This window comes from Stappia indica, from assembly GCF_001696535.1.
GTDB classification, from domain to species: Bacteria; Pseudomonadota; Alphaproteobacteria; order Rhizobiales; family Stappiaceae; genus Stappia; species Stappia indica.
Window position 1 is genome coordinate 576,761 of sequence record NZ_MBQE01000004.1, and the last position, 13,255, is coordinate 590,015.

Genomic DNA, 13,255 nt, shown 5'->3' on the forward strand with positions numbered 1-13,255 from the left:
TTACGCACCGGTTTCGGCCGGGTATCGCGTGCCGGATATTGTCGCAAGGAGACAGCGCCATGACCAGCCCGGACGGGTCCCTCGGTGTCGGCCTGATCGGCACCGGCTACATGGGCAAGTGCCATGCGCTGGCCTGGAATGCGGTGCGCGCCGTCTTCGGCGATGTGGCGCGTCCCAGGCTCGAAATGCTGGCGGAGGTCAGCGAGGATCTGGCCCGCCAGCGGGCCTCGGCCTTCGGCTTTGCCCGTGCGACCTCCGACTGGCGGGCGCTGGTGAACGACCCGGCCGTCGATGTGGTGTCGATCACGACGCCGAACGCGTTCCATCCCGAGATGGCCATCGCCGCGCTGCAGGCCGGCAAGCATGTGTGGTGCGAAAAGCCGATGGCGCCGGCCCTTGCCGATGCGCAAGGGATGCTGGCGGCAGCGCGGGCGAGCGGGCGCATCGCGGCGCTCGGCTACAATTACATCCAGAACCCGGCCTTTCGCGAGATCGCCCGCATGATCGCGGACGGTGCCATCGGCGAGCCCATCCAGTTCCGCGCCGAGATGGACGAGGACTTCATGGCCGACCCGGGCGAGGCCTTCACTTGGAAGAGCGAGGCGAGTTCGGGCTACGGCGCGCTCGACGATTTCGCCGTGCACCCGCTGTCGCTGGCGCACCGGCTGTTCGGCAAGGCGGAGCGGGTGTTCTGCGACATGGCGAAGCCTTATGCGACGCGGCCGCTGGCCGGGGGCGGGCGCCGCGCCGTGGAAACCCACGACATGGCCAACGTCCTGCTGCGCTTTTCCGGTGGGCTGCAGGCGAGCCTGCTGGTCAACCGCTCGGCTTGGGGCCGTAAGGGGCGCATCGCGCTGCAGGTCTTCGGCTCGAAGGGCTCCATTCTCTACGACCAGGAGCGGATGAACGAGATCGAGCTGTACAGTGCGACCGGAGATCCGGCCCGCCAGGGCTTCACCCGCATTCTCGCAGGGCCCGCGCACCCGCCCTATGGCAGCTTCGTGCCCGCGCCCGGCCACGGCCTCGGCTTCAACGATCTCAAGGTGATCGAATGCCGCGAGCTGATCCGCCTCATCCGTGGCGAGCCGGCGAGCCTGATCACCTTCGAGGAGGGGATCGAGATCGAGCGCACGGTGCATGCCGCGGCCCGCTCCTTTGCCGGCGGTGGCTGGGAGGAGGTCGGCTGATCAGCTCGCCTGCGAGCAGCGCTCGGCGATCCCACGGGCCTCGGCCAGGGAATCCCGCAGCACCGCGTCGACCTCAGGCCCGCCCATCTGGCTGACGTTGAAGCGCATGAGGCCGGCCTGCGTCTGCGCCGCGCTGAAGGCATTGCCCGGCGCCAGCACGATGCCCCGCTTCAACGCGGCGCGGGCGACGTCCGCCGCATCCAGCCCCTCCGGCAGCCGGCACCACAGGTAAAAGCCGCCGCGCGGCTCCAGCCAGGGGGTGATACCGAGCGCGGCAAGGCGTGACGCTGCCTGCCGCCGCGCCCGCGCAAGACGTCCCTGCAGGGCCGCGACATGCTTGCGATAGCCGCCATCGGCAAGGACGACGCGCAGCAGCTCGGCCGCCATCGGGCTCGGCCCGCCGAAATTCGTCGCCACCTGCAGGTCGACCAGGGCGGAGATCCAGTCGGGCCGGGCGGCGATATAGCCGCAGCGGGCCGAGGCCGAGAGGGTCTTGGAAAAGCTGCCGATGCGGATCACCCGCTCCAGCCCGTCGAGCGCGGCAAGGCGCGGGGAGGGCTCCGGCTCGAAGGCGGCGAAGATGTCGTCCTCGATGATGGTGAGGTCGTGCTGGGCGGCCAGCACCAGCAGCCGGTGCGCCACGGGAGCCGAGATGGTCGCGCCGGTCGGGTTGTGCAGGGCCGAGTTGGTCAGGTAGAGCCGCGGCCGCGCGCTCGCCAGCAGCTGCGCGAAGCGCTCCGTGTCGGGCCCCTGCGGGGTGTAGGGAACACTGATGATCCGCACCTGATGCGCCCGCAGCAGGGCCTGGAAGTTGAAATAGCAGGGATCGTCGACCAGCACCGTGTCGCCGGGGCGCAGCAGCAGCCGGCAGATCAGGTCCATCGCTTGCGTCCCCGAACCGGCCAGCAGGAGGCGGTCGGGCGGCACGTCCAGCCCCTGCTCGGCAAGATCGCGGGCGATGAGGCGGCGCAGCTCGCCCTGACCCTGAGCACTGCCGTAGTCGGCGAGCGTTTCCGCCTCCACCCGCGACAGGGCGCGCAGGGCCCGCCGGAGAGCATCGGTCGGCATCCAGTCGGCCGGCAGCCAGCCGCAGCCGGGCTTGGGTAGGGCGGGATCCGCATCCAGCGCCTGGCGCGAGATCCAGAACGGGTCGATGGCCCGGTCGAGCCGAGGCCCGTTTGCCGCGATCTGCAAGGGCTGGGGCGTGTCCAGCACGAAGAAGCCGGATCCGCGCCGGGCCGCGATCAGCCCGTCGGCGGCCAGCCGGTCATAGGCCTCCACCACGGTGGAGGGCGAGACCTGCATGGAGGCGGCGAGACCGCGGATCGAGGGAAGGCGCTCGCCCGGCGTCAGCGTCCGCGTCTCGATCCGCCTGCGGATCGCGGCCATCACGGTTTCCGTCCGGGTGCTGCGGGTCATCCTGTCGCCCATCTGTATGGCCAATTGCATCAGTACAGTTTGAGCCGATTGTACTGGTCTGTACCTGTCTCCGCCAGCGCTCCTGCGTCACACATTGCGGATGACGGACAGGAACAGCGGTATGCACTCACCTCTCGCCGCCTGGGGCAACGGTCTCCTCGGCGTTCTGATCTTCAGCGGCTCGCTGCCGGCGACCCGTGTTGCGGTCGGCGGGTTCAGCCCGCTGTTTCTCACCTCTGCCCGAGCGGTGCTGGCGGCGCTGATGGCTGGGGCGATCCTGCTGGTGCTGCGCCAGAAGCGCCCGGCGGCGAGCGACGTGGTGCCGCTGGTGCTGGTCGCGCTCGGCGTCGTCGTCGGCTTTCCGCTGCTCACCGCGATGGCGCTGGAGCACGTCACGGCGGCCCATTCCATCGTCTTCATCGGCTTGTTGCCGCTGTCGACGGCGATCTTCGGCGTGTTGCGCGGCGGCGAGCGCCCGCGCCCGCTGTTCTGGGTCTTCTCCGGTGCCGGCGCGTTGGCCGTCGCGCTCTTCGCCGTGCAGGGCAACGGCGAGATCTCGCTGATCGGCGACCTCCTGATGCTTGCCGCGATCCTCGTCTGCGGCTTCGGCTATGCGGAAGGCGCGCGGCTGGCGCGTCGTCTCGGCGGCTGGCAGGTGATCTGCTGGGCGCTGGTCTTCTCGCTGCCGCCGATGGTGGCGCTGGCGCTGCTGGTCCATCCGCAGACGCTTGCCGGCATCGCCATGCCCGCCTGGGTCGGCCTTGCCTATGTCTCGATCTTCTCGATGCTGGTCGGCTTCTTCTTCTGGTATCGCGGCCTTGCGCTCGGCGGCATTGCCGGCGTCGGCCAGCTGCAATTGCTGCAGCCCTTCTTCGGCCTGCTGCTGGCCGGCCTGCTGCTTGCCGAGCCCGTCGCCCCGTCGATGATCGCCGTCACCGTCTTCGTGGTGGCCTGTGTCGTGGGTGCGCGCCGCTTCGCCTGAGGCGCGCTCAGGAAAAGATCCCGCGTTCGCTCGCCACCGCCTCGGAGATGAAATCCGCGACCACGCGTACGCGCCCGAGGTCGCGGACGCTCTCATGCAGCACCAGCCAGTAGCCGCGCGAGATCGTGCGCTCGGGCAGCACCTGCACCAGGTCGGGGTCGCTGCGGGCGATGAAGGCATGCAGGATGCCGATGCCGGCGCCGGCGCGCACTGCCTCGGTCTGGCCGAGCGCGGAGGCGATCTCGAAGCGCGGCTGGAAGGCGCGGTCGATCTCCTCGGCATAGGCGAGCGCGCCGGAATAGACGAGATCTTCCACATAGCCGACCAGTGCGTGCGACTTGAGCTCCGCAGCGGTTTTCGGCGTGCCGGCGCGGGCGAGATAGGCGCGCGAGGCGTAGAGGCCGAGGGTGTAGTCGACCAGCTTGCGCGCCACCAGCCGGCCATGGTCTGGTCGTTCCACGGTGATGGCGATGTCGGCCTCGCGCCGCGACAGGGAGACCGCGCGGGGAACGGGAACGAGCTGCAGCGTCAGGGCCGGATGGCGCTCGGTCAGGGTGCCGAGGCGCGGGGCGAGGAAGGCGACGCCGAAACCGTCGGGCGCGCCGATCCGCACGGTGCCGGAGACCGCGACATCCGCATCGCCGATCTCGGCGCGGGCCTCCAGCATCTCCGCCTCGATCCGCTCGGCGGTGGCGAGGAACCGCTCACCGGCCGTCGTCAGCGCCGACCCGGTGGTGCGACGGTCGACCAGCTTCACGCCGAGATCCTCCTCCAGCGCGCTGAGGCGGCGCGCCACCGTCGCGTGATTGACGCCGAGCGCCCTGGCGGCCGCCAGCAATTGTCCGCTGCGCGCCACAGCGAGGAAAATGCGTGTATCGTCCCAGTTCATGCGCGGTCTCCGGCAGACTTCGGGGGCAAGACCCGGATCAGCGCTAGCATGACTATAAAATTCGCACAACGGATGCGGCTTTGCGCCTATTGCGCGCAACAAAAAACGAAGGCATGACAGTGTCAGCCTCAATCGCGGCATCTGGCTGCGGAAAGGCGCGCGCTCCATCGTGCGGGCTGCGCCACAAGGGAGAGAACGACCCATGAAGACAATCGGACATTTCATCGGCGGCAAGCATGTCGAGGGCACCTCGGGCCGGTTTGCCGACGTCTACAATCCGGCCACCGGCGAGGTTCAGGCCAAGGTGGCGCTCGCCTCGCAGGCAGAGCTGCGCGCCGCGGTCGAGAACGCCGCTGCCGCCCAGCCGGCATGGGCCGCCCAGAACCCGCAGAAGCGCGCCCGCGTGCTGATGAAGTTCGTCGACCTGCTGCATCGCGACATGGACAAGCTCGCCGAGGCGCTGTCGCGCGAGCACGGCAAGACCATTCCGGACGCCAAGGGCGACATCATCCGCGGTCTCGAGGTTGCCGAGTTCTGCATCGGCGCCCCGCACCTGCTGAAGGGCGAGTTCACGGAAGGTGCCGGGCCCGGCATCGACATGTACTCCATGCGCCAGCCGCTGGGCGTCGTTGCCGGCATCACGCCGTTCAACTTCCCGGCGATGATCCCGATGTGGAAGTTCTGCCCGGCGATTGCCGCCGGCAACTCCTTCATCCTGAAGCCGTCGGAGCGTGATCCGTCCGTGCCGATGATGCTCGCCGAGCTGATGATCGAGGCGGGCCTGCCGGCCGGCATCCTCAACGTCGTCAACGGCGACAAGGAAGCGGTCGACGGCGTTCTGGACGATCCGGACATCATGGCGGTCGGCTTCGTCGGCTCCACCTCCATCGCGGCCTACGTCTATTCGCGTGCCACCGCCAACGGCAAGCGCGCGCAGTGCTTCGGCGGCGCCAAGAACCACATGATCATCATGCCGGATGCCGACATGGACCAGGCGGCCGATGCGCTGATCGGCGCCGGCTACGGTGCTGCCGGCGAACGCTGCATGGCGATCTCGGTTGCCGTCCCGGTCGGCGAGGAAGCCGCCAACGCGCTGATGAAGCGCCTGATCCCGCGCGTCGAGGCGCTGAAGATCGGGCCTTACACCGCCGGCAACGACGTCGACTTCGGCCCGCTCGTCACCGCCCAGGCGCTGGCCCGCGTCAAGGGTCTGGTCGACCAGGGCGTGAAGGAAGGCGCGACGCTCGCAGTCGACGGCCGCAACTTCACCATGCAGGGCTACGAGAACGGCTACTTCATGGGCGGCTGCCTGTTCGACAACGTCACCAAGGACATGTCGATCTACAAGGAAGAGATCTTCGGCCCGGTGCTGTCGGTCGTGCGCGCCAAGGACTATGACGAGGCGCTCGAGCTGCCGATGAGCCACGAATACGGCAACGGCACCGCGATCTTCACCCGCGACGGCGACACGGCCCGCGACTTCGCCAGCCGCATCAACATCGGCATGGTCGGCATCAACGTGCCGATCCCGGTGCCGCTCGCCTATCACACGTTCGGCGGCTGGAAGAAGTCCGGCTTCGGCGATCTCAACCAGCACGGCCCGGATGCGTTCCGCTTCTACACGCGGACCAAGACGGTGACCTCGCGCTGGCCGTCGGGCCTGAAGGACGGCGCCGAGTTCGTCATTCCGACGATGAAGTGAGTCCTGGTCCGGCCCTTCGGGGCCGGATCGATCGTGCCGGTGGCACGATCGAAGGGGCGAACGCGGTCGAGTGTAAGCGGACGTCAGTCCGCGTCGAGACCGCCATCGGCCCGGCGACAGTCTTCAAAACGCAGAAACCCGCGCCGGTTCGCCGGCGCGGGTTTCCTGTTTGCGGCGAGGTGCCGTGCGTCAGTTGCAGGAGGCGGTGGCCATGATGCTGACGTCCGCCTTGTTGTTGAAGGGCACCAGATTGTAGTTGGAGCCCTTGAACTTGATGCGCTCGGTGCCCGCGCTCCGGCCGCTGCCGGCCTGGTTCAGGCCGAAAGATTCAAATCTGCTATCAAGGGACATGTCCGCCCAACTCGTTGCCCCGGGTCTCAATCGATACTCCCACTGCCGCTTTTCGCGCTTGCTCCTGTCGGAGGCGATAAGGACGAACTCGCGCTCGCTCGTGCAAGGGTTGGATAGCAGGATGCCGGTACCGCGCGATTTTTCGAGCCGTCCGGACACCGTCAGCGTGACATAGCCGGGAGGCAGGTTGCCCTTCTTGCCGCCCGACAGGATCGCATCGTCGGCCTTCGAGAAGGTCGCCGCGAGTGTTTCCTTCTCGTTGCCTTTCGACTCAATGCTGAAGAAGAAGCCGGTGAAGTACGTCTTGCCGTCGGTGTACGGTACGCGAAGGGTGCCAGACGTGAGCTCCTTCGCTTCCTCGCAGTCCGGGTCGATGCGCAGCAGCGTCGGCTTGCTGCTCGTGGGCACGTCCGCAGGCTTGGACATCCAGTACCTGCAGCTCACGCCCCGGTAGAAGAACTTGTCCGGCTCGAGGAACGACTGGTTCCGCAGGACGGCGAACGGCGGTGCTGCGTTTTCGCTGAAGCGCCAGAACCCGGCTGCGCCGATCTCGGAGGGCGCCGGTTCGGAGAGCTCGACGAGGGCGATGAGCGATTCCGCACCATCGACCGGACGCGGCCAGAAATGCATGGCCGAAGCGCTGACCCTCCACACGCGCCAGAAGCCGCGAATGTCCTGACGTCCGCCGCGGCCATCGGACGTCGTCACGGGACGATAGGTCTCGAAGGTGATCTTCATCCCGTCCTGTTTGCTGTGGGAGCGAAGATTCAGCTCGGCGCAATACCGTGTGACGGCGACATAGCGGTTGGAGATCAGGACGGCAGCGCATTGCTCCATTCGGCCGTTGGGAAAATCGACGCGAATCGACCCATGTCCCGTGAAGCCGCCGTCGTCTCGCCATCCCAGGCCCGTCGCGCTGACGTCGCGCTGTTTCATGACGGCTTTCGACAGCGGTCCCGAATAGGTCTTGGGTTGCTGCACGGACGGCCTGGCGACCGCGGCGCCGGCCCCCGTGGTCGTCCTGGGGCGCTCGGTCGGGGTGGTTCGGGTGGCTGATGCCGTGCTGCGAATATCCCGAGGACGATTGTTCTCGATCAGCGCGTATCCGGCAGCTGCTATCGCCGCCACAGTGGCTGCGGCGATCAGGGGCTTGCGCAGGGAGCGTTTCGGCTTTTCTGCAGAGGGTGCGGCGGCAGTCGGAGCGTTCGCCGGAGCATCCGGGGAGGAGGCGCGCGGGGCCTCCGCGGGACCCGGGGAGGGAGTTGGTTGCGGCTCCGGCTTCGGTTCCGGCTGGCTTTCGGCTGCCGCAGCCACTTCCTCGTTGATGGAGACGAGCGCGCGCGGACTCGCGAGGCTGTCGCCCGCACCCGCAGCGAGGACCGCGATCTTCCCGGCGAGCGGGGACCGCATGGCAAGTGTCTTGCCTGTCGCCGTCTTCAGCGTCATCAAAAGGGTGCCGGCCTCAACCGGGTCGCCCTGCCTGACATGCACTTCGCCGACCTGGAGCGGGAAGAGCTTCTCGTCCCGCGGGCTGAACACTTGCCTGAGCTTGTCCGCTGCCAAACCTGACTCCTGCCGTGGTCCTTCGGAGCTCGCTGCTTGCGGGCAGAAGGGCCTTTCAATGAAGACCTTAGTCAAAACCTGCAATAGTGTTAGCCTGAAAGCGGATGCTTTCGGAAGCGCGAATCCTCCTTACGCGTATGGAGAAATACGGATAGGTTGGCCTTACCTCAGGATTGCGGAGTGGTAGCAGTGTCGAAGCGTGAAGTGGTGTTCCTGTCGGGCGTGCGTACGGCCATCGGGTCGTTCGGCGGTGCCTTGAAATCCGTGCCGCCGACGGAGCTCGGCGCCAAGGTGGCGGCGGAGGCGGTGCGCCGTTCGGGCGTTGCGTCGCAGGAAATCGGCCATGTGGTCTTCGGCCATGTCATCAACACCGAGCCGCGCGACATGTATCTGGCGCGCGTTGCGGCGGTGGATGCCGGCATTCCGGTGGAAACCCCGGCGCTGACGCTGAACCGGCTCTGCGGTTCGGGCGCGCAGGCCATCGTCTCCGCCGCGCAGTCGATCCTGCTCGGCGACGCCGACTATGCGCTGGCGGGCGGCGCCGAATCCATGAGCCGCGCGCCGTTCTCCAGCCCCGGTGCCCGCTTCGGCGTGAAGATGGGCGACGCCGTCATGCACGACATGATGCTCGGCGCGCTGAACGACCCCTTCGGCGGCGGCCATATGGGCATCACGGCCGAGAATGTCGCCGCCCGCTACAACATCAGCCGCGAGGCACAGGATTCGCTCGCCGTCGAGAGCCAGCACCGGGCGGGGCTCGCCATCCGCGACGGGCGCTTCAAGGAGCAGATCCTGCCGATCGAGGTGCAGGCCGGCCGGACCTCCGTCACCTTCGACACGGACGAGCATGTACGTCCCGACACCTCGCCCTCGACGCTCAGCGGCCTGCGCCCGGTCTTCCGCAAGGACGGCTCGGTGACGGCCGGCAACTCGTCCGGCATCAACGACGGGGCGGCCGCCGTGGTGCTGGCCGACCGGGCGCTGGCGGAAGCGCGCGGGCTGAAGCCGATGGCCCGGCTGGTCGGCTACGCCCATGCGGGCGTCGAGCCGGACGTGATGGGCATCGGCCCGGTCCCGGCGGTGCAGAAGCTGTTCGAGAAGACCGGCCTCACGGCCGCCGATTTCGACCTTATTGAATCCAACGAGGCCTTCGCGGCGCAGGCCTGCGCGGTGATGCGCGAGCTCGGCTTCCCCTCCGACCGGGTCAACCCGAATGGCGGCGCCATCGCGCTCGGCCATCCGGTCGGCGCCACCGGCTGCATCATCACGGTGAAGGCGCTCTACGAGCTGGAGCGTACCGGCGGCCGCTACGGCCTCGTCACCATGTGCATCGGCGGCGGCCAGGGCATCGCGCTGGCCATCGAGAACCTCAACGCCGACTGATCGGGCAGCCTCTCGTGCCCGGGGGCTTTTCCTTTGCCGGGAGGGCCCCATCTGCCAGCCTGTCGCTGCCCGTCCCTGCGGGCGGCGACGATTCCGTTCGCGCGACCCATGGAAGCGAAGACATGACCCTGTTCGCCCTGCGGCTTGCCGCCACCCTCGCGCTCGTCCCGCTTGCGGGCCTCCCGGCCACGGGCGCGGAAGCCACCGGCGCGCCGGCGGGCGGCTTCACTCTCACGGACGGCGCGGATCATCCGCTGTCGGGGCGCGTCTGGTCGGTCGCACGGTCCGCCTTCGTGCCGCCGGCGGAGGTGGAAACGGCGGTCGCCGGCGCGCGTTTCGTGCTGCTCGGCGAGATCCACGACAACCCGGACCATCACGCGTTGCAGGCGCAGCTGCTGGCGGCGGCGGCCGGGGAGGGCGCGCGCAAGCCCGCCGTGGTGCTGGAGATGCTGCCGCGCGACCGGCAGGGCGATGTCGATGCCTATCTCGCCAGCGGCAAGGGTACGGCGGAGGGTTTCGGCGAGGCGCTTGGCTGGGCGGAAAGCGGCTGGCCGGACTATGCGATCTACCGGCCGGTGATCGAGGTCGCGGTCGCGCGGGGCTTGCCGGTCGTTGCCGGCGATACGCCGCGCGAGGAGCGCCGCAGGATCGCCGCGGAAGGGATGTCGGTGCTCGGCGCGGACGAGGTGGCGGCGCTGCGGCTTTCCGAGCCCTTGGGCGAGGCGGCGGACGGTGTCATGCTCGACACGCTGTTCGACGGCCATTGCGGGATGATGCCGCGCGAGGCGCTGACCCCGCTCGTTGCCGTCCAGCGGCTGCGCGATGCAAGGCTCGCCGATGCGATGATCTCGGCCGGAGGCGACGGGGCCGTGCTGATCGCCGGCAGCGGCCATGTCCGCAAGGATCTCGGCGTGCCGCGCTATCTCGCATGGCGCGCGCCGGACGCGGAGGCCGTTGCCGTCGGCTTCGTCGAGGTGAGGGAAGGCGAGAGCGACCCGGCGCTTTACGCCGGCGGGGCGGCGGACGTGCCGCCGCCTTACGACTATCTCTGGTTCACGCCCCGCAAGGATCGCGGGGATCCTTGCGAGGGGCTGAAGGAGCGGTTCGGCGGCAAGAAGTAACGGCCGCAGGCGAACGGCTCAGGGGGCGGGGGCCGATGCGGCTCCGCTGGCGACCTTGGCGTCGTAGCACTGGCGAACCGCTTCCTTTTCCGCATCGGTCATTTCGCGCTCGCCGAGCGCAAAGCTGTCGAAGCTGAAGGGAGCGGCAACGCCGTTGGTGACGCTCACTCTCTGCCGGATCGTGGAGAAGCCCTCCAGCTTCGCCTCCTTGGTGCAGTCCGAGAAGATGAAAAACTCCGGAGGAGGCCCCTGCCGCTTGGGTGCGGAGCCGCAGGCGGCAAGCAGGGAGGTCGAGGCAATGACGAGGGCAAGCGCAGTCAATCGGTGCATGCTGAATGGTCCATGACATGAAATGAAAGACATTGTGACGGCCGCACCATAGGCGAGCATCGCCAGAAGGTCTTCCCCCTCAGGTCATGTTTTTCGCATGTCGTCTTTTTCAGTTGTAGCCTGGCGGCGGCGAGATCAGCGGGTCTCGTCGTGGCCTGCCGCGGCAAGACGCGGCGCATCGCCCGGCTCGTCGTCCCGGTCCTCGCGCTGGCGTTCGGACGGAGCTTCGTCCTCCTCGTCGTCCTGCCGGGCGGAGGCGGTTGCCGGCCGCCTGACCGCAGGGCCTGCCGCCGGAGCGGGGGTGGACGTGTCCCGGGCGGGCGCCTGTTCGCCGCCGGCCGGCTGCTGCAGATCGTCCGAGGCGGGCTCGCTCGAGGTCTCCGAAACGTCCTTGCGGTCGTAGGAGCTCTTGCGCCGTGCCATCACCTTGGCGCGGGCCCGGTTGCGGCGGATGCGCCCCGCCATGCGGCGGGCGACCTTGGAAAAGTCCTCGCGCGAGAAGAAGAAGGGCAGGGTCGGTTCCGCCGGCTCGACATGTTCGACGGCAAGGCCAACGGCGGTGATCACGTGGTCGTCGTCGATGGCGCGAACCACCAGGTCGATATCGCCATAGGCGACGCGGTCGGTCGGCTCCACGTCGTCGCCCAGTTCGCGGGTCATGAAGGCGCGCAAGGTCAGGTCCGCGTCGGCCTTGTTGACATGGAAGCCGTAGAGCGCGCCGAGCTCGGCCAGCCGGGTCTCCGGATCGAGATCGAAGTCGCCGAACAGGGCCGGGTCGTTCTCTTCCTGCGTGGCGGCGGCGAACAGCGTGTCGAGCACCGGCACCTGGCGCGGGCTGGCCAGGATGTAGAGCCGGTCGCCGGGCTGCGGCTTGCCGGCCTTCTGCAGGCGGATGTTGCGGCCATCGCGCAGGATCACCACCGGCCGCGCCCAGCGGGGGATGCGCTCGCCCCGGGCGACCGGGCTCGCCGGATGCACGGTGTAGCCGACCAGCTCGTGATCCTGCCCGCCGGGCAGCTCCAGCTCTATACGGTCGACCGGCCCCATGCGCGCGGGCACGGTCAGCTTCAGCCAGCGCGCCATCGGACGGATCGTCCAGCCCTGCAACACCAGCGAGGTCAGCACGATCAGGAAGGTGACGTTGAAGATCTCCTGTGCGTTCGGCAGGCCGGAAATCAGCGGCAGGATCGCGAGCAGGATCGACACGGCGCCGCGCAGGCCGACCCAGGACACGAAGGCGATCTCGCTGCGGGAGAAGCCGAAGGGCATCAGGCAGAGCCAGACCGCGAAGGGGCGGGCGAGGAAGATCAGCACGGCGGCAAGGCCGAAGCCCTGCAGCGCCACGTCGCCGAACTGCGAGGGGGACGCCAGCAGGCCGAGCGTGACGAACATGCCGATCTGGCTGAGCCAGGTGGTGCCGCCCTGGAACTTCTTGAGCGAGGGCTGCTGGCGCATGCGGACATTGCCGCACAGGATGCCGGCGACATAGACCGCCAGAAAGCCGCTGCCGCCGACCAGGGTGGTCACGGTCATCAGGACCAGCGCCAGCGCCAGCACCAGAATGGGATAGAGCGCGGCCTCGAGCTTGATGCGATTGACGATCTGGACGATGGCGTAGCCGCCGGCCAGTCCCCCGAGCAGGCCGAGGCCCATCTGCCGGACGAACTCCAGGATCAGTTCGGCGCCGGCCGCCGCATCCGCTTCCATCGAGCCGGCGGTGATCATGCCGATCAGCGTCACCGTGAGGAAGATGGCCATGGGGTCGTTCGAGCCGGATTCGACTTCCAGCGTCGCGGAGATCATTTCGCGCAGGTTCACCCCGCCGACCCGCAGCAGGAAGAACACCGCGGCCGCGTCGGTCGAGCCGACGATGGCGCCGAGCAGCAGGCCGTCGGTCCATGCCCAGCCGAACAGGTAATGCGCCGCTGCGCCGACGACGCCCGCGGTCAGCACGACGCCCAATGTCGCCAGCGCCACGGCAGGCGCGGCCGCCAGGCGGAACGTCGCCAGCCGGGTGCGGAAACCACTGTCGAACAGGATGAAGGTGAGGGCGATGGAGCCGATGAAATAGGCGGCCCGGGTGTCGGAGAAGGCGATGCCGCCCGGGCCGTCCTCGCCGGCGGCAAGGCCGACCAGCAAGAAGACCAGCAGCAACGGCGCGCCGACGCGGAAGCTCACCAGCGACGTGAACACCGAGAGGGCGACAAGCCCGGCGGCGATCAGGATCAGCAGGTTGAGCGTCTCGAACATGGGCGGGCATTCTCCGGGCGCGGTGCGAGTGCGCCGTGTCTGGACCGTGATGACCTCTCGGTTATCGGCAAATCGCGC

Annotated in this window: 10 protein-coding genes; 5 read left to right on the forward strand and 5 right to left on the reverse strand. The window is 68.5% G+C overall.

Annotated elements, in window-relative coordinates:
• The first annotated feature begins 59 nt into the window (after positions 1–59).
• Positions 60–1,187 carry a Gfo/Idh/MocA family protein gene (locus tag BBX35_RS16855; protein WP_067222331.1) on the forward strand — a complete coding sequence of 376 codons (1,128 nt, stop codon included), beginning with the start codon at positions 60–62 and terminating at the stop codon, positions 1,185–1,187.
• Here the strand turns inward: BBX35_RS16855 and BBX35_RS16860 are convergent, their stop codons facing one another.
• The gene (locus BBX35_RS16860; RefSeq protein ID WP_067222333.1) at positions 1,188–2,606 is read right to left on the reverse strand and encodes an aminotransferase-like domain-containing protein; all 1,419 of its coding nucleotides are present in this window, start codon (positions 2,604–2,606) and stop codon (positions 1,188–1,190) included.
• 121 nt (positions 2,607–2,727) lie between these two features.
• Between BBX35_RS16860 and BBX35_RS16865 the strand changes: the two genes are divergently transcribed.
• Positions 2,728–3,588 (forward strand): DMT family transporter, encoded by an 861-nt coding sequence (locus tag BBX35_RS16865; protein ID WP_067222335.1) that lies wholly within the window; start codon positions 2,728–2,730, stop codon positions 3,586–3,588.
• Between the two features lie 7 nt (positions 3,589–3,595).
• Here the strand turns inward: BBX35_RS16865 and BBX35_RS16870 are convergent, their stop codons facing one another.
• A complete protein-coding gene (locus BBX35_RS16870; protein WP_067222336.1) occupies positions 3,596–4,477 on the reverse strand; it encodes a LysR family transcriptional regulator in 882 nt (293 codons plus the stop codon).
• A gap of 202 nt (positions 4,478–4,679) precedes the next feature.
• On the opposite strand from BBX35_RS16870, the gene BBX35_RS16875 reads away from it, so the two are divergent.
• Positions 4,680–6,179, forward strand: a complete 1,500-nt coding sequence (locus tag BBX35_RS16875) for a CoA-acylating methylmalonate-semialdehyde dehydrogenase (RefSeq protein ID WP_067222338.1) — start codon at positions 4,680–4,682, stop codon at positions 6,177–6,179.
• A gap of 189 nt (positions 6,180–6,368) precedes the next feature.
• Here the strand turns inward: BBX35_RS16875 and BBX35_RS16880 are convergent, their stop codons facing one another.
• Positions 6,369–8,093, reverse strand: coding sequence for a hypothetical protein (locus BBX35_RS16880; RefSeq protein WP_067222341.1), 1,725 nt, complete (start codon positions 8,091–8,093; stop codon positions 6,369–6,371).
• 189 nt (positions 8,094–8,282) lie between these two features.
• Here BBX35_RS16880 and BBX35_RS16885 point away from each other — a divergent pair, with 189 nt between their 5' ends.
• Positions 8,283–9,476 (forward strand): acetyl-CoA C-acyltransferase family protein, encoded by a 1,194-nt coding sequence (locus BBX35_RS16885; RefSeq protein WP_067222344.1) that lies wholly within the window; start codon positions 8,283–8,285, stop codon positions 9,474–9,476.
• Positions 9,477–9,598: 122 nt separating this feature from the next.
• Positions 9,599–10,597 carry a ChaN family lipoprotein gene (locus tag BBX35_RS16890; RefSeq protein WP_067222347.1) on the forward strand — a complete coding sequence of 333 codons (999 nt, stop codon included), beginning with the start codon at positions 9,599–9,601 and terminating at the stop codon, positions 10,595–10,597.
• An 18-nt stretch (positions 10,598–10,615) separates the two neighbouring features.
• Here BBX35_RS16890 and BBX35_RS16895 read toward each other — a convergent pair whose 3' ends face one another.
• On the reverse strand, positions 10,616–10,927 hold the full coding sequence (locus tag BBX35_RS16895; protein WP_141687886.1) for a hypothetical protein: 312 nt from the start codon (positions 10,925–10,927) through the stop codon (positions 10,616–10,618).
• A 135-nt stretch (positions 10,928–11,062) separates the two neighbouring features.
• Entirely contained in the window at positions 11,063–13,177 is a 2,115-nt protein-coding gene (locus BBX35_RS16900) for a potassium/proton antiporter (RefSeq protein ID WP_067222354.1), read from the reverse strand.
• Positions 13,178–13,255: the final 78 nt, after the last annotated feature.